Below are 14,859 nucleotides of genomic sequence, written 5' to 3'. Positions count from 1 at the left end.
GCTGGTGGGGGGCGCGGGCGGGGGGCCGCCTGCCGGTGGTGGTGCGACGGGCGCTGGGGGTGCTGGTCGGTGCGGTTCGGTGCTGGTCGGCGCAGTGCGCGCGGTTGTTTCAGCAGGCCGAGGGTACCCCGATGCACAGGGTCCGGAGGGGCTGCGGGGTGGTCAGTTCCACTCGGGGTGGGCGAAGCCGTTCGCGTCGGCCATCCTGCCGGGGAGGCCGTCGAGGTCCTCGGGCAGCAGGCTCCATACGATCAGGTCCGTGCGGATGTCCGTCCAACCGCCGTCCTCCGTCCGGCTGCGGGCTATCCACGCGTTGCGCAGCACGCCCTCGCTGATGCAGCCGATCTTCTGGGCCACCTGCTGGGCGGCGGTGTTGTCGGCGGCGGTGCGCAGTTCGATGCGCTCGAATCCCGCGTTCCGGAAGAGCCACTGCGCGACGGCGAGCACGGATTCCGACGCGTAGCCCTCGCCGCGGGCCCACGGCGCGGTGACGTAGCGGATCTCGGCGCTGCGGAGCCGCCAGTCGGTGTGGTCGAGGACGATGGAGCCGACCAGCCGCTGGGTGAGGAACTCGGTGACGGCCAGGGCGATGCCGCGGCCCCGGGTGCGGACGGCGGCGGCCCCGCCGGTGGCCCAGGCGCGGGCGTCGGCGAGGGTGTACGGGTGCGGCAGCGCGGTCCAGGCGGCGACCAGCTCGTCGGACATCATCTCGGCGAGGGCGGGTACGTCGGCCTCTTCGAAGGGGCGCAGCACCAACCGCTCCGTGCTGAGCGAGATGTCCGGAAAGGTGGATGTCATGCCGATGCTCCAACGCCGTTGACTGGGGTGTTCCGGGACGTCACGGGCCGTTTTCTCCGTGAGGTCGCGGGCCGTCCTGACCGTCTTGAATGCACCAGCATGCAGCATCCGCCCACGGACGTGCCACGCGCCCGGGCCCGCGGGCGCAGCCGCGGCTGCCACCGTTCGCCGCACCTGGTCACTGCCGGGGCTCCCCGCTTGCTCCGGCGCCGTGGCTGCCCCTGACAGTTGCTGTGACCGCTGCCGCGACCGCCCTCGGGCCGCGCGGGCGGCTGCGGTTGCTTGCCCTGGGTGGCCTGGGTGGCCTGCTTGCCCTGGGCGCTCCGGTCGCCCCGTTCGCCCCGGCGCCCCGGTCGCCCCGGCGCCCTGCTCGCCCCGTTAATCGGCTCGCCCCGCCCCCCGCCCCCAACCTCCCCACCACACCCGCCCACCCCCCGAAGGGGGGTGGGCGGCGGGGAAAAAAGCAAGAGGTACGGGTGGGCGGCGGGGAAAAGAGGAGCGCGCCCTCATCTACGTGGAGGGCCCCCTCATCCGCATGGAGAACTTCCTCATCCACACGGAGAACTCCCTCATCCGCATGGAGAGCTTCCTCGTCCACGTGGACAGCGCCCCCAACTACGCAGACATACGTGGACATAGATGGAAGTAGCCTCCGCACCCCGCCCCGCCTCCGTGAACAGCACCCCCCGCCCCACCCCGTCGGTGCCTCAGCTCCCGACGGGGCCGGCCTCAGCTCTTGACAGGGCCGAAGGCCGGGATGACCGAGCCGTCCTTGTACTTGTCCTCGATGAACTTCTTGACCTCGTCGGAGTTCAGGAGCTGGGCGAGCTTCTTGATCCGCGGGTCGTTCTCGTTGCCCTTCTTGACGGCCAGGAAGTTGGCATAGGGGTTGCCCTTCGCCTTCTCCAGGGCCAGGGCGTCGGTGGACGGCTTGAGGTGCGCGCCGACGGCGAAGTTGCCGTTGATGACGGCGGCGTCGACGTCGTCGATGCGCGGCGCGGTCTGCGCGGCCTCCAGCTCGGTGATCTTGACGCCCTTGTTGTCCTTGACGTCGGTCAGCTTGGCGTCGGAGCCGACACCGGGCTTGAGGGTGATCACACCGTTGTCGGCGAGCAGCTTGAGCGCACGGCCCTCGTTGGAAGGGTCGTTGGGGACCGAGACGGTGGAGCCGGCCTTGAGGTCGGAGAGCTTGTGGATCTTCTTGGAGTAGATGCCGAGCGGCTCGATCTCGACGTTCACGACCGGGACGATGTGGGTGCCGTTCTCCTTGTTGAAGGTGTCCAGGAACGGCTTGTGCTGGAAGAAGTTGGCGTCGACCTGGCCGTCGTCGGTGACCTTGTTGGGGATCTTGTAGTCGTTGAACGGCTTGACGACGAGCTTGAGGCCCACCTGCGGCGCCAGCTTGTCCTTGACGTAGTCGAGGATCGTGGCGTGCGGAGTGGGGCTGGCCGCGACGACCAAGGGGGCGTTCTTGTCGCCCTTGTCGCTGCTCGCGGTGGTGTCGGACGGGGCGCTGCAGGCGCTCGCGCCGAGGGCGACCGCGGAGGCGGCGGCTATGGCCGCGGTGATCTTGATGGTGTTACGCACGAAGAGTGCCTCTTTCTTGTGCACACGGGGGTTCCCGTGTGGGGTACGCCCGGCAAAGGGTCCGGGCTTCGGGGTGCGGGTGGTGCGGGGGTCAGGCGGCCTCGGTGACGGCCGCCGGCTCCTCGGCCCGGACGCGGCGCAGTCCGACGCGTACGGTCGCGGCGCGGCCGCCGCGGCGGGCGAGCCGGCGCACGATCAGGTCGCCGAGCACCTGGACGAGGGTGACCAGGACGATCAGCTCCACGACGGTGGTGATCATCAGCGAGGTCTCGTACTGCTGGTAGCCGTAGGTGTAGGCGAGGTTGCCCAGGCCGCCGCCGCCGACCGCGCCGGCGATCGCGGAGTAGCCGATCAGCGTGATGACGGTGGTGGTGACGGCCGCGACCAGCGCGGGCAGCGCCTGCGGGAGCAGCACCTTGAAGACGATGGTCCAGGTGCCGCCGCCCATCGCCTGGGCCGCCTCGACCAGGCCGTGGTCGACCTCGCGCAGGGCGGCCTCGACGAGGCGGGCGAAGAACGGGATGGCGGCGATGGCCAGCGGGACGACCGCGCCGGTCGGGCCGATGGAGACGCCGACGACGAGCCGGGTGAAGGGGATCAGCACCACGATCAGGATCAGGAACGGGAAGGACCGCCCGATGTTCACGATCGCGCCGAGGACCTTGTTCACGACGACGTTCTGGAGCATGGCGCCGCGGTCGGTCAGATGCAGCAGTACACCTACGGGTATGCCGACGAGCACCGCGTAGAACGTCGACCACCACACCATGAAGAGGGTGTCGAGCGCGTTGTCGTACAGCAGCGGCTGCATGTCGTTCCAGCTCACTTGGCGCCTTCCTTCTGGAGCGGGGCGGTGGCGGTGCCGGCGGCGCCGGTCTCGGCGTCGCCGACGACGTCCACCTGGAGACCCTGCTCGCGCAGGAAGCCGATGGGGACGACGTTGTCCTCGAAGCGGCCGGGGAGTTCGATCCGCATCCGGCCGATCTGCTTGCCGCCGACGGTGTCCATGGCGGCGCCGAGGATCGAGATGTCGACGTTGTAGGTGCGCGCGAGTTCGGACACCACGGGGCGGGTGGCGGCCTCGCCGTGGAAGGTGATGTCGACGACCGTACGGTCCTCGGCCGAGGGCTCACCGCCGACCGGGAAGAGTTCCCGGGCGAGTTCGGAGCCGGGGGTGGCGAGGAGTTCGGCGACGGTGCCCTGTTCGACGACGCGGCCGTTCTTCATCAGCGCGGCGGAGTCGCAGATGGTCTTGACGACGTCCATCTCGTGCGTGATGAGCACGATGGTCAGGCCGAGCTGGCGGTTGAGGTCGCGCAGCAGTTGGAGGATGGAGCGGGTGGTCTCCGGGTCCAGGGCGCTGGTGGCCTCGTCGGAGAGCAGCACCTTGGGGTCGCCGGCCAGTGCCCGGGCGATGCCGACGCGCTGCTTCTGGCCGCCGGAGAGCTGGGCCGGGTACGCCTGGGCCTTGTCGGCGAGGCCGACCAGGTCCAGCAGTTCCAGGGCCTTGCGGGAGCGCTCGCGGCGGTCGACCTTGAGGATTTCCAGCGGCAGTTCGACGTTGTCCTGGACGGTGCGCGAGGACAGCAGGTTGAAGTGCTGGAAGACCATGCCGATGTGGCTGCGCGCGGCGCGCAGGGCGGCGTTGGCGCGCTTCTGGTTGCCGGCCAGCGCCGTGAGGTCCTGGCCGGCCACGGTGACCGTGCCGGAGGTGGGGCGTTCCAGGAGGTTGAGGCAGCGGATGAGGGTGGATTTACCGGCGCCGCTCTGGCCGATGACGCCGTACACCTCGCCTTCGCGGACGTGCAGATCGACGCCGTCCAGGGCGGTGACCTCGCGGTCTCCTGAACGGTAGACCTTGGTCAGGCCCGTTGTGGTGATCACAGGGAATTCCGTCACTGTCGAGTGCTCGGCGGCTCGCCCGCCGGGCACGGGGCATTCTTGCGAGTGCGGCAGAGGGGAACGCGGAGCGGCGGCGGGCGCGGGGCCCGGCTCCGGGTTCCGGTGACGCGGGGCGGCCGGTGGCGTCTGTGGGGTGACGTACGGCGCATGGCAGCGGGTCTCGCTTCGGGGCGCGAGGCTCAGGCGGGGGCCCTCAGCGGTCACACATTCGACACATGCAACGAGCACCGGGCGCGTTGGACGCCTCGGTCGCAGGGGTGCGGTAGCTCGTCGTGGTCATGTCGGCCAGTAAACCAGACAGCGGTGCGACCCCTTCAAGCCTGTCCGCATATCGGACATCGCTGATCGCAGGGTGGACGGCGCAGCGCTCCGCGCCGCCGCCCCCGGCCGGGCGCCCGTGGCCTGCGCGGACGCCTCCGGCGGCCCGGGACGACGTAAGCCGACTCCCGCCCTGCCACAGGGCGCGCTGTGGCCAACGCCACGGCCGGCGCGCCGCCGGATGCCGCGGCGGGGCCGGGCGCGGCCCGCCACGCGCCGCGGATTAGCATCGGCCCATGCCCCACAACCCCATGGCGCGCGAGCGCGTCGCCCGGAGGCCCCGGTGATCGACGCGCTGACGATCGCGGTCGGCGTGGCCGCTCTCGCCCTGGCCGTCTGGTGCGGCTTCGCGGCCTACCGCGACCAGCCCACCAAGGACTGGCACTTCATCGGCATGGCCGTCGTGTCGCTGCTCTGCATCGTCCAACTGGTCATCGCCTTCGTGCAGTTGGCGCGCGGCCAGTCGCCGGACAAGGGCACCGCGCTGTTCGTGTCGTATCTGCTCGGGGCCGCCGCCTGCGTACCGGCGACCGGGTTCATGTCGCTCTCGGAGCGCACCCGGTGGGGTTCGGCCACCGTCGCGGCGGGCGCCGTGGTGCTGGCCGTACTGGAAGTGAGACTCTTCGACATCTGGGGAGGCGGCAGTGCCTGAGGCAGTGCCCGAGACCACGACGAGCGCCGCGGCGCAGGACGCCCAGGGCGCGGCCCCGGCCGGGAGGCTGTCGCTGGGCACCGGCCCGGGGCGGCTGCTGGTCACGCTCTACGGGATCTTCACGGTGGCCGCCGCGTCCCGCTCGCTCTACCAGCTGATCGCCCAGTTCGACCGGGCCCCGCTGGCGTACAGCCTCTCGGCGGTCTCCGCGGTCGTGTACGGATTCATCACGTTCTCGCTGGTGCGGGGCGGTGAGGGCGCCCGCAGGGCGGCGATCGCCTGCTGCCGGCTGGAGCTGCTGGGGGTGTTCGGCATCGGCACCTGGACGCTGGTCGACTCGGCCGCGTTCCCGGACGCCACGGTCTGGTCGGACTACGGGATGGGCTACCTCTTCATCCCGGTCATCCTGCCGGTCACCGGTCTGATCTGGCTGCGCCGGGCCCGCGCGAAAGCGGCGGCCTGAGCGGCGCGACGGCTGCGTCGGAGGTACGGGCCCGCCACCGGCGCGGGCCCGTCCCGGCGTCCTACGCTCCGGTGAGCTGCTTCTCCAGCGTGACCACGCTCAGCCGGCCGGTGCGCCGCTCGGTGCCCACCGGCGCGTAGCCGTGGCTGCGGTAGAGCCGGAGGTTGCCCTCGCTGCGGTGGCCGGCGCGCAGGCGGTAGCGCTTGGCGGAGCACTCGGCGGCGAGCCGTTCCTCGACGGCGGCGAGCAGCCGCCCGCCGAGGCCGTGCCGCTGGAGGCGCGGATGCACGATCAGTTTGGCGATCTTCGCGGTGCCGTCGGCGTCGACCGTGCCGCGGACCGATCCGACCACCTCCTGCCCGAGTCTGGCCACCATCACGCAGCCCTCGCCGAGTTCGGCGCGCAGGGCGTGCAGCGTCTGGCTCAGCGGCTCGATGGCGTAGTCGTCGTAGAGCGCGGCCTCCGTCTGGTAGCAGAGGTACTGGAGTTTGAGGATCTGTTCGGCGTCGTCGTCGGTCGCCGCAGAGATGGTCACGCTCGTGCCCATGCGCGTTTGCCTCCCCTTTTCGGTTCGCTGCTCGCTTCCGGAGTCCCCGCAAATCAGGCGCGGCAATCTCCGGCGCGAGCATTCTGCGCAGGCATTTGGGACAAGCGGAACGGACCGGCGCCAAGCTCCCCTGTGACATTCCCAACTCAGATGAGTACGGGGGCCGATGGGGCGGCATGGCGCCGGTCCGGGACGCGCGGGCGCTCAGTGCCGGCGGAACTCCTCGGCGGCCAGCACCGCGGTGTCCGGGTTGTCGGAGAACAGGCCGTCGATACCGGTCGCGTAGAGCGCCTTGAAGTACGCGAGCGAGTTGCCGTAGTCGCCCGGGTTCTTACCGACCCGGAAGTCCAGCGGCAGGAAGTTGTTCTCGTTCCGCACGGTGTACGGGGTGAGGAACAGCCCCGCGGCGTGCGCGTCGCGGACGAGGGTCGTGGGCTTGCCGAGCCTGCCCTTGTCGTCCTGCGCGATGATCTGCGGCAGCCAGGGGCCGATGCCCTGGGCGAAGCCGGCGATCCACTTGAGCCCCTCGGGCTTGAGGAGGTCGGCGGTGGTGCGCGGGTCGCCGGACTCGACGAAGTCCCAGGGCCTGACGGACGGCTCGTCGAGCAGGACGACCTTCGGGCACTTCACGCCCAGTTCGCTGAGCCGGCGGAGACTGCTGGGCTCGAAGGACTGCAACAGGTTGGGGGCGTGCGCGGTGTGCCGGCCGTACCGGCGCAGCAGCTTGGCGAGCGGCTCCTCGATGCCCAGGCCCAGCTTGCGGAAGTAGGTGGGGTGCTTGGTCTCGGGGTAGATCCACACGGGTCGGCCGCGGCGGCGCCCCTCGCGCTCGGCCCACTGGAGGACCTCTTCGAAGGTGGCTATCTCCCAGTGCCCGTCGTAGAGCGTGTTGTGCTGGCGGACGTCGGGGATGCGCTCCTTGGCGCGCAGGGTCTTCAGCTCGGCGAGCGTGAAGTCCTCGGTGAACCAGCCGGTGATCTTCTTGCCGTCCACGGTCTTGGTGGCCTTGCGGCCGGCGAACTCTCGGTGGTCGGCGACATCGGTGGTGGCGGAGATGTCCGGCTCGTGCCGGCAGACCAGGTGACCGTCCTTGGTGGGGACGAGGTCACCGGCCTCGATGACGTCCGCGCCCATGTCGAGGGCGAGTTGGTAGGAGCCGAAGGTGTGCTCCGGGCGGTAGCCGCTGGCGCCGCGGTGGCCGATGACGAACGGGACGGGCAGCTGCCGCGGCCGGCCGGCGGTACCCGCAGGGGTCGGGCCCGCCGGGTTCGTCCGGCCTGCCGCGTCGGCCTGCCCGGCGGTGGCGAACACCGCCGCGCCCGCCCCCAGGGCCGCTGCCCCCAGCACCGTCCGTCGTCCCGGCTGCTGCCGCATCTGCATTCCTGCGCTCCTCGCTCTGCGATGTCCGGTGCCGTACCGGACATTTCGGGGTGGTCAGCCCTATAAAGGCGTCCCGCACGGCGTCTCGTACACCGTCCGGGACCGCCCCGATCGTAGGCACGGACGGGTGATGCCGGGGAGACGTCCGGAGATACCGGAGGGAACATGGAAGTAACGCACGTCAACTCTGCGTATCGGCCTGGTGAACCCGATGTGCGAGCAGGGGTAACCCGCGAGTATGGTCCTGGGCGGCAGAGAACTGCGCTCCCTTGACCTGTCCAGCCACGACCCGGAGGACCCGTTGTCCCGCATTGTGCTGAAGGCGATTCTCGGACTGGTGATGCGTGTCCTGTTCCGCCCGAAGGTCGAGGGCATCGAGCGCATCCCGGAGACCGGCCCAGTGATCCTGGCCGGCAACCACGTCACCTTCATCGACTCGCTGTTCCTGAGCCTGGTGGTCAAGCGCCCGGTGTTCTTCATCGGCAAGGACGAGTACGTCACCGGCAAGGGCGTCAAGGGCCGCCTGATGGCCTGGTTCTTCACCACCGCCGGCATGATCCCGGTGGACCGCGACGGCGGGCACGGCGGGGTCGCGGCGCTGATGACCGGCCGCCGGATCCTGGAGGAGGGCCACGCCTTCGGCATCTACCCGGAGGGCACCCGCTCCCCCGACGGCCGGCTGTACCGCGGCCGTACCGGCATCGCCCGGCTCGCCCTGATGACCGGCGCCCCGGTCGTCCCGTTCGCCATGATCGGTACGGACAAGGTGCAGCCCGGCGGCAAGGGCCGTCCGCACATCGCCCCGGTGACGGTGCGCTTCGGTGAGGCGCTGGACTTCTCGCGGTACGACGGCATGGACCGCGACCGCTATGTGCTGCGGGCGGTCACCGACGAGGTGATGAGCGACGTCATGGAGCTGTCCGGCCAGGAGTACGTCGACATCTACGCCACCAAGGCCAGGGTCGCCTGACCCCTGCCCCTGACCACGACGCCGGGCCCCCTTCCGTATACCGCGGGACGGGGCCCGGTGCGTGTCCGGACCGTCGGCGGGCGCTCCGGTCAGCAGGGCACCCGGAAGCCACCGGGGGCGCGCTGGCCCTCGGCGCCGCCGGTCAGCGCCGCCCGGAGGGCCGCCTCGGGCCGCGGGATGTTTCCGCCGACCACGTGGAGGAGCTGCTGCTCCACGGCGACGATGCCGGTGCGGGCGCCGGGGACGTGCGCGTTCTTGACCGCGACGCGGTTCAGCGGGGCCGGCGCCAGGTGCTTCCTGGTGCGGACGAAGGCGACGAAGCTCTCGAAGTCGCGGCTGTGCCGGACGGGTTCGGTGAATCCGGTGAAGGCGCTGAAGCCGTCCTGGTTGATGAGGGTGTAGGAGGGGGCGGCCAGGCGGTAGGTGCGCGCGCGGTCGAGGGCCTTGCCGTCGATGAAGACCTCGGCGGGGTCGATCCGGCGGCCGACCTTGCCCGTGGCGTCGAAGGTGTAGCGGACGTTGCCGGAGACGGCCAGCGGGGCGAAGGCCAGGCCGCCGCTGTGGGCCGGCGCCCACTGCTCCTCCAGGGCGTCGTGGATCTGCTGTCCGGTGACGGTGACGGTCATGATCGGGTCGCCGAAGCCGACCGCGTTCCACGCCTGCCCGAAGGTGATGACGCCATCTGCCTCCTCGTCACGTTCCAGGTCGGCGGAGATGATCGCGGAGCCGACGCGCGGTGCCACCGCGATGACGGCGAGTTCGGCGGGGACGTTGCGGTGGGCCGCGGGGTCGTCCATCGGGCCGTGCGGCTGCGCGCCGGCCCACAGCGCCCAGTCGGCGACGAGGTCGCCCATCGTGGACTCCCCCGCGGCGTTGCGCTGCCGGGTGAAGGAGGCGGACTGAGTGCCGATCCGGGTGCGGGCGCGCCGGGCGCCGTAGCCCGCCCAGTAGTCGGCGATCGACTGCAGCTCCTTGTCCGGGGCCACATCGCGGGTGTTGGGGTGGTTGACCGCGGTGGTCAGCGAGCGGATGACCTTGCCGGTGCGGCGGTCCAGTCGCAGATTGATCTCGTTGATGATCTGGCCGTAGCAGCCGGCCTCGACGAACGGGCGGGGGGCGCCCTTGGGGTCGGGCAGCATCATCGTGAAGGCGCAGTGCCAGTGGCCGGTGACGATGGCGTCGATGTCGGCGGAGGCGCGCAGCGCCAGCTCGTAGGCCGGGCCGGACGGGTTGCTGCCGCTGGAGAAGTCGCTGCCGGCCACCGCGCCGTCGTGCATGCTGAGCACGATCGCGTTGACGCCGCGTGACTTCAGTTCCGTGGCGCAGCGGTTGGCGGTCTCCAGCTCGTCCAGCGTGCGCAGGCCCGGCTGGTAGGAGCCGGGGAAGGACTCGGTGCCGATGGCCGTCAGGTGGATGAAGCCGATCGGCAGTTTGCGGCCGTGGCCGGCGTCCACGTGCACGATGTTGTACGGCGGCAGCACCCGCTTGCCGGTCTCGTGCCACACCATGTTGGCGCTGTAGTACGGGAAGTTCGCCCCGCGGAAGCGGTGGCCGGTGGAGTCGGTGAAGGAGTCGTCCCGGCCGACGACCCGGAAGGACCTGCCGCGTTCCATATGCGACGTCAGAAACGTCGCGGACTTGTCGAATTCGTGGTTGCCGGCCGAGGCGAAGTCCAGGCCCATGGCGTTGAGGGCCTCGATGGTGGGCTCGTCGGCGAAGGAGGAGGCGTCGAACTCCCAGCCGGAGAAGAGGTCTCCGGGGGCGAAGAAGATCGAGTTGTGCCGCCCGGCGCGCAGCCGCTCCAGGTGGGCGGCCATGTAGGCGACGCCGCCCACGGTGTAGCGCTTGCCGCCGGCGCCGGTGATGACGGAGTTGGCACCCGGCGCGCCCTGCAGGTAGCCGTGCAGATCGGTGATGTTGAGGAGCTGGACGTCGACGTACTCGTCGGCGGTGGCCGCGTCACGGGCGTGGCCGGTGGCGTAGGCGTTGCTGCCGATGGCGCTGGCGGTGGCCATCGCCCCCGCAGCGGTGAAGAAGGACCGTCGTCCGATGTCGCGCACTCTGCGTCACTCTCCTGGGCGGGGCCGACCGTTGGGGGGACGACGGGAGAGTCAAACGAGCCGCACGGGACATCCGGCCACGAGGACGCATACCGGGCATGAACGGCGAGGGACAGTCGCCCCCGGGGGCGTGTCCCGTGGATCATGGCGGGTGTCCACCGCCGCGATCCACGGGACACGCCTGCACGGGGCCAGGGGGCCCGGCGCTGTCCCTCGTTCGCCTGCCGGGTCCGCCCTTACGGGTGTCCGGGACGCTACGGGAGTTCGGCCGGGCCGCCGGCCGCGGAGCCGGATCCGGTCACCGGCGCGGCGGCGTCCGGCGCGGGCTGCGCCTGGGCCGGGCTGTTCGCCAGCTCCTGGCCGCGGAGCAGGAACCACGCGGCCACCGCGGCGCCCAGCAGCACCACCGCGCCCACCCCCGCGGCGGTGTCCACGCCGTTGACGAAGGAGTCCTGAGCGGCCTTCAGCAGCGCGGCGCCCTGATCGGCGGGGAGTTGGCCGGCCGCCTCGACGGCGCCGCCCAGCGACTCGCGGGCGGCGTCGACGGCGTGCTCGGGCACCCCGGCCGGGGTGCCGAAGCCGCGGTAGATGCTGGTGACGATGGAGCCGAGCAGGGCGATGCCGAGCGCGGCACCGAGTTCGTACGCCGTCTCGGAGACCGCGGAGGCGGCGCCCGCCTCCTCCTTCGGGACACTGGAGAGGATCACGTCGGCGGTGACGGTGAACGCGAAGCCCGCGCCGACGCCCACCACGAAGAGGATGACGGACAACGCGAGGGTGCCGGTGTCGCCGTGCAGGGTCATGCACCCGGCGAGCGAGAGCCCGACCACCGCGAGGCCGCCGGCCACCACGACGCGTACCGTCAGCCGGCGGGCGACCCAGCCCGCGGCCAGGCCGGCGCCCACCGCGCCCACCGCGGCCGGGAGTTCGGTGAGCCCGGCGTTCAGCGGCGTGCGCGACTGCACCATCTGGAGGAACTGGGAGAGGAAGAAGACCAGCCCGGACAGCCCCAGGATGGTCAGCAGGTCCGCCAGCACCGCGCCGGAGAACCCGCGGTGCTGAAAGAGCTTCATGTTCAGCAGTGGTGAGGCGAGGGTGTGCTGGCGCCGGACGAACACGATCAGCGCGAGGACGCCGATGACGGCCGCCAGCCCGATGTCCCAGCGGAAGCCGTGGACCGCGGCCTCCTTGATGGCGTAGACGACGGCGACGATGCCCACCAGCGACAGCAGGACGCTGGGAACGTCCCACGGCCCGGGATCCGGATTGCGCGACTCCGGGATCACCTTCGCCCCGACGACCACCAGCAGCGCCATCACCGGAAGGTTGATCAGGAAGACCGAACCCCACCAGAAGTGGCCCAGCAGAAAGCCGCCGAGGACCGGCCCGACGGCGGTACCGGCCGAGGCCATGGCGCCCCAGATGCCGATCGCCAGGCTGCGTTCCTTGGGGTCGTGGAAGAGGTTGCGGATCAGCGCGAGGGTGGACGGCATCAGCGTCGCGCCGGCCACGCCCTGGAGTGCCCGGGCGGCGATCATCATCTCCGGGGTGGTGGCGTACGCGGCGACCACCGACAGCGCGCCGAACGCGACCGAGCCGACCAGCAGCAGCTTCTTCCGGCCGATCCGGTCGCCGAGGCTGCCCATGGACACCAGCAGACCGGCGATGACGAACGAGTAGATGTCGCCGATCCACAGCAACTGGGTCCCGGACGGCCGCAGATCCTCGCTCAGGAACGGGGTGGCGAGGCCGAGGACGGTGACGTCGACGCCGACCAGCAGCACCGCGAGGACGAGGACCGAGAGCGCGAGCCAGCGGCCCGGCCGGGGCTGGTCGTCCACATGAGCCGAACCGGCCCGTCCTGACGCTATGGTCTCGCTCATTTCTCCATGCTCCGTCGGATGCCACCGAGCAGCAGCTCGGCGATCGAGTGGTTGAGGTCGTTGCGGGCGACCCGCCCTTCGTGCACCGCCCAGGCGCCCGCGCCGATGAGTCCGTAGAACGCCTCGGTGAGCCAGGCCGAGCTGAGGTCGACGCGGAAGTCGCCCTCTTCCTGGCCGCGGCGGAACAGCTCGGTGATCCGCGCGTCGAGCCGGGCCCAGCCGGCGTTGATCTCGCCGCCCTCGAAGAGCTGGTTCTCGGTGAAGAGGAAGGCGAGAACGCCGGCGACCGGTTCGCTCGCGCGGATCAGCCGGCGCAACGCGTCGGCGGCGTCCCCCTCGGTGAGCCGGGCGGCGTCCATCGCCTGCGCCAGCTGCTCGATCCCGTGCTCCTCCAGGGCCCGGATCAGCGCGTCCCGGCCCGCGAAGTGCCGGTGCAGGGTCGCCCGGCTGATGCCCGCGGCGCGGGCGATCTCGTCCATCGAGGTCGTCGCCCGGCGGGTGAGCAGCGCGGCGGCTTCCTTCAGTACCTGTTCACGATCGACGGCCATGAGACACAGCCTAACCGAATGAGACACAGATGTCTCACAGAGGGAGAGGTGCCGACGTGGCGCCGGCGTGCGCGGCGCGTCCGGGATCGCCGCCGCCCGTCTCGCGAAAGCACCGGCACGCGGATACGGCGAAGGCCCCCACCCGGTCGGGTGGGGGCCTTCGCCGTACTCCGTCGTCGGGTGCCGGTCAGGGCCGCTTCTTGGCCGCCGCCCACTCCTGCTGCCGCACCAGGTCGGCGCGTACCTCGGCGAGCTGCACCGCCACAGCGGACGGTGCCGTGCCGCCCCGGCCGCTGCGCGAGGCGAGCGCACCGGGGACGTTCAGCACACCGCGGACCTCGGGCGTCAGATGCGGCGAGATCTTGGCGAACTGCTCGTCGGTGAGCTGGTCCAGCTCGATGCCGTGCGCCTCGCACTCCTTGACGCACTCACCGGCGACCTCGTGTGCCACCCGGAACGGCACGCCCTGCTTGACCAGCCACTCCGCGATGTCGGTCGCGAGCGAGAAACCGGCCGGCGCCAGCTCCGCCATCCGCTCGCGGTTGACGGTGAGGGTGGCCATCATCCCGGTGAACGCCGGGAGCAGCACCTCCAGTTGGTCACAGGAGTCGAAGACCGGCTCCTTGTCCTCCTGGAGGTCCCGGTTGTACGCGAGCGGCAGCGCCTTGAGGGTCGCCAGCAGCCCGGTCAGGTTGCCGATCAGCCGGCCGGACTTGCCGCGCGCCAGCTCGGCGATGTCCGGGTTCTTCTTCTGCGGCATGATCGACGAGCCGGTGGAGAAGGCGTCGTGCAGGGTCACGAAGGAGAACTCCTTCGTGTTCCAGATGATGACCTCCTCGGCGATCCGCGACAGGTTGACCCCGATCATCGCCGTGATGAAGGCGAACTCGGCGACGAAGTCCCGCGAGGCGGTGCCGTCGATGGAGTTGCCGACCGAGCCGTGCTCGAAGCCGAGGTCCGCGGCGACCGCCTCCGGGTCCAGGCCGAGCGAGGAACCGGCCAGCGCGCCCGATCCGTACGGCGAGACGGCGGTGCGCTCGTCCCACTGCCGCAGCCGCTCGGCGTCCCGCGACAGCGACTGCACATGCGCCAGCACATGGTGGGCGAAGAGCACCGGCTGGGCGTGCTGGAGATGCGTACGGCCCGGCATCGCCACGTCCGGGTGCGCCTCGGCGAGGCCGACCAGCGCTTCCTGGAGGTCGGCGATCAGCCCGCCGATGATCCGGGCGTGGTCGCGCAGGTACATCCGGAAGAGCGTGGCGACCTGGTCGTTGCGGGACCGGCCGGCCCGCAGCTTGCCGCCGAGGTCCGGACCGAGCCGTTCCAGCAGCCCGCGCTCCAGGGCGGTGTGCACGTCCTCGTCGGCGACGGCGCCGGTGAACGAGCCGTCGGCGACGTCGCGTTCGAGCTGGTCGAGGCCGGCGAGCATCCGCGTCAGCTCGTCCTCGGTGAGCAGGCCCGCCGCGTGGAGGACGCGGGCGTGCGCACGCGAGCCGGCGATGTCGTACGGCGCGAGCCGCCAGTCGAAGTGGACGGACGCGGACAGCTGGGCCAGGGCCTCGGCGGGACCGTCGGCGAACCGGCCGCCCCAGAGCCGTACCTCACCGCTGTTGCTGCTCACTGCTGCTCCTCAAGGCTGTGGATGTGCCGCCGCCTCCCTGCGAGGGCGGGGAGGCGGCCGTCGTACGAAAGTAACGAGCCGGGCCCGGACTCGGCCACGCCGGGCCCGTCGGGGTCCGCCCGCCGGGTCC

At 71.2% G+C, this 14,859-nt stretch carries 14 protein-coding genes; 4 read left to right on the top strand and 10 right to left on the bottom strand.

Annotation, left to right across the window (positions count from 1 at the left end; translation table 11 throughout):
* Positions 1 to 162: 162 nt before the first annotated feature.
* Positions 163 to 798, bottom strand: coding sequence for a GNAT family N-acetyltransferase (locus tag ACO1BR_RS19860; protein WP_426796410.1), 636 nt, complete (start codon positions 796 to 798; stop codon positions 163 to 165).
* Positions 799 to 1,312: 514 nt separating this feature from the next.
* Between ACO1BR_RS19860 and ACO1BR_RS19855 the strand changes: the two genes are divergently transcribed.
* Positions 1,313 to 1,447, top strand: coding sequence for a hypothetical protein (locus tag ACO1BR_RS19855; RefSeq protein WP_426796409.1), 135 nt, complete (start codon positions 1,313 to 1,315; stop codon positions 1,445 to 1,447).
* 80 nt (positions 1,448 to 1,527) lie between these two features.
* On the opposite strand, the gene ACO1BR_RS19850 is transcribed toward ACO1BR_RS19855, so the two are convergent.
* The 3 genes from ACO1BR_RS19850 to ACO1BR_RS19840 form a co-directional block, all read right to left on the bottom strand.
* Positions 1,528 to 2,385 (bottom strand): MetQ/NlpA family ABC transporter substrate-binding protein, encoded by an 858-nt coding sequence (locus tag ACO1BR_RS19850; protein WP_426796408.1) that lies wholly within the window; start codon positions 2,383 to 2,385, stop codon positions 1,528 to 1,530.
* Positions 2,386 to 2,476: 91 nt separating this feature from the next.
* Complete coding sequence (locus ACO1BR_RS19845) at positions 2,477 to 3,211, bottom strand: methionine ABC transporter permease (protein WP_426796407.1); 735 nt, start codon at positions 3,209 to 3,211, stop codon at positions 2,477 to 2,479.
* Positions 3,208 to 4,269 carry a methionine ABC transporter ATP-binding protein gene (locus ACO1BR_RS19840; RefSeq protein WP_426796406.1) on the bottom strand — a complete coding sequence of 354 codons (1,062 nt, stop codon included), beginning with the start codon at positions 4,267 to 4,269 and terminating at the stop codon, positions 3,208 to 3,210. The genes ACO1BR_RS19845 and ACO1BR_RS19840 overlap by 4 nt, the downstream gene beginning before the upstream one ends.
* Before the next feature lie 619 nt (positions 4,270 to 4,888).
* Here ACO1BR_RS19840 and ACO1BR_RS19835 point away from each other — a divergent pair.
* Both ACO1BR_RS19835 and ACO1BR_RS19830 read left to right on the top strand, forming a co-directional pair.
* Positions 4,889 to 5,257, top strand: a complete 369-nt coding sequence (locus ACO1BR_RS19835) for a hypothetical protein (RefSeq protein WP_426796405.1) — start codon at positions 4,889 to 4,891, stop codon at positions 5,255 to 5,257.
* Between the two features lie 4 nt (positions 5,258 to 5,261).
* Positions 5,262 to 5,720 carry a hypothetical protein gene (locus ACO1BR_RS19830; RefSeq protein ID WP_426796495.1) on the top strand — a complete coding sequence of 153 codons (459 nt, stop codon included), beginning with the start codon at positions 5,262 to 5,264 and terminating at the stop codon, positions 5,718 to 5,720.
* Positions 5,721 to 5,781: 61 nt separating this feature from the next.
* On the opposite strand, the gene ACO1BR_RS19825 is transcribed toward ACO1BR_RS19830, so the two are convergent.
* Positions 5,782 to 6,267 carry a GNAT family N-acetyltransferase gene (locus ACO1BR_RS19825; protein WP_426796404.1) on the bottom strand — a complete coding sequence of 162 codons (486 nt, stop codon included), beginning with the start codon at positions 6,265 to 6,267 and terminating at the stop codon, positions 5,782 to 5,784.
* A gap of 204 nt (positions 6,268 to 6,471) precedes the next feature.
* Positions 6,472 to 7,647 carry a glycerophosphodiester phosphodiesterase gene (locus ACO1BR_RS19820; protein WP_426796403.1) on the bottom strand — a complete coding sequence of 392 codons (1,176 nt, stop codon included), beginning with the start codon at positions 7,645 to 7,647 and terminating at the stop codon, positions 6,472 to 6,474.
* Positions 7,648 to 7,948: 301 nt separating this feature from the next.
* Here ACO1BR_RS19820 and ACO1BR_RS19815 point away from each other — a divergent pair, with 301 nt between their 5' ends.
* Complete coding sequence (locus tag ACO1BR_RS19815) at positions 7,949 to 8,617, top strand: lysophospholipid acyltransferase family protein (RefSeq protein WP_426796494.1); 669 nt, start codon at positions 7,949 to 7,951, stop codon at positions 8,615 to 8,617.
* Positions 8,618 to 8,706: 89 nt separating this feature from the next.
* Here ACO1BR_RS19815 and ACO1BR_RS19810 read toward each other — a convergent pair whose 3' ends face one another.
* The 4 genes from ACO1BR_RS19810 to argH all read right to left on the bottom strand — a co-directional run bounded on the left by ACO1BR_RS19810 (position 8,707) and on the right by argH (position 14,729).
* Positions 8,707 to 10,677 (bottom strand): bifunctional metallophosphatase/5'-nucleotidase, encoded by a 1,971-nt coding sequence (locus tag ACO1BR_RS19810; protein ID WP_426796402.1) that lies wholly within the window; start codon positions 10,675 to 10,677, stop codon positions 8,707 to 8,709.
* Between the two features lie 254 nt (positions 10,678 to 10,931).
* Entirely contained in the window at positions 10,932 to 12,560 is a 1,629-nt protein-coding gene (locus tag ACO1BR_RS19805; protein ID WP_426796401.1) for an MFS transporter, read from the bottom strand.
* Positions 12,557 to 13,108: a TetR/AcrR family transcriptional regulator gene (locus ACO1BR_RS19800; RefSeq protein ID WP_426796400.1), complete on the bottom strand. Its 552-nt coding sequence runs from the start codon at positions 13,106 to 13,108 to the stop codon at positions 12,557 to 12,559. Before ACO1BR_RS19800 ends, ACO1BR_RS19805 begins: the two co-directional genes overlap by 4 nt.
* 187 nt (positions 13,109 to 13,295) lie before the next feature.
* The gene (argH, locus tag ACO1BR_RS19795; protein ID WP_426796399.1) at positions 13,296 to 14,729 is read right to left on the bottom strand and encodes an argininosuccinate lyase; all 1,434 of its coding nucleotides are present in this window, start codon (positions 14,727 to 14,729) and stop codon (positions 13,296 to 13,298) included.
* Positions 14,730 to 14,859 lie beyond the last annotated feature (130 nt).

Origin of the sequence: Streptomyces sp. YGL11-2, assembly GCF_050054615.1 — a bacterium.
Lineage (GTDB): Bacteria > Actinomycetota > Actinomycetes > Streptomycetales > Streptomycetaceae > Streptomyces.
The sequence above is the reverse complement of the archived record's forward strand: the minus strand, read 5'-3'. Positions and strand labels throughout refer to the sequence as shown.

What these genes read in the sequence shown, in the direction of transcription:
- ACO1BR_RS19820 (WP_426796403.1), bottom strand. Translation starts at nt 7,647, where the DNA reads ATGCAGATGCGGCAGCAGCCGGGACGACGGACGGTGCTGGGGGCAGCG.
- ACO1BR_RS19825 (WP_426796404.1), bottom strand. Translation starts at nt 6,267, where the DNA reads ATGGGCACGAGCGTGACCATCTCTGCGGCGACCGACGACGACGCCGAA.
- ACO1BR_RS19860 (WP_426796410.1), bottom strand. Translation starts at nt 798, where the DNA reads ATGACATCCACCTTTCCGGACATCTCGCTCAGCACGGAGCGGTTGGTG.
- ACO1BR_RS19800 (WP_426796400.1), bottom strand. Translation starts at nt 13,108, where the DNA reads ATGGCCGTCGATCGTGAACAGGTACTGAAGGAAGCCGCCGCGCTGCTC.
- ACO1BR_RS19805 (WP_426796401.1), bottom strand. Translation starts at nt 12,560, where the DNA reads ATGAGCGAGACCATAGCGTCAGGACGGGCCGGTTCGGCTCATGTGGAC.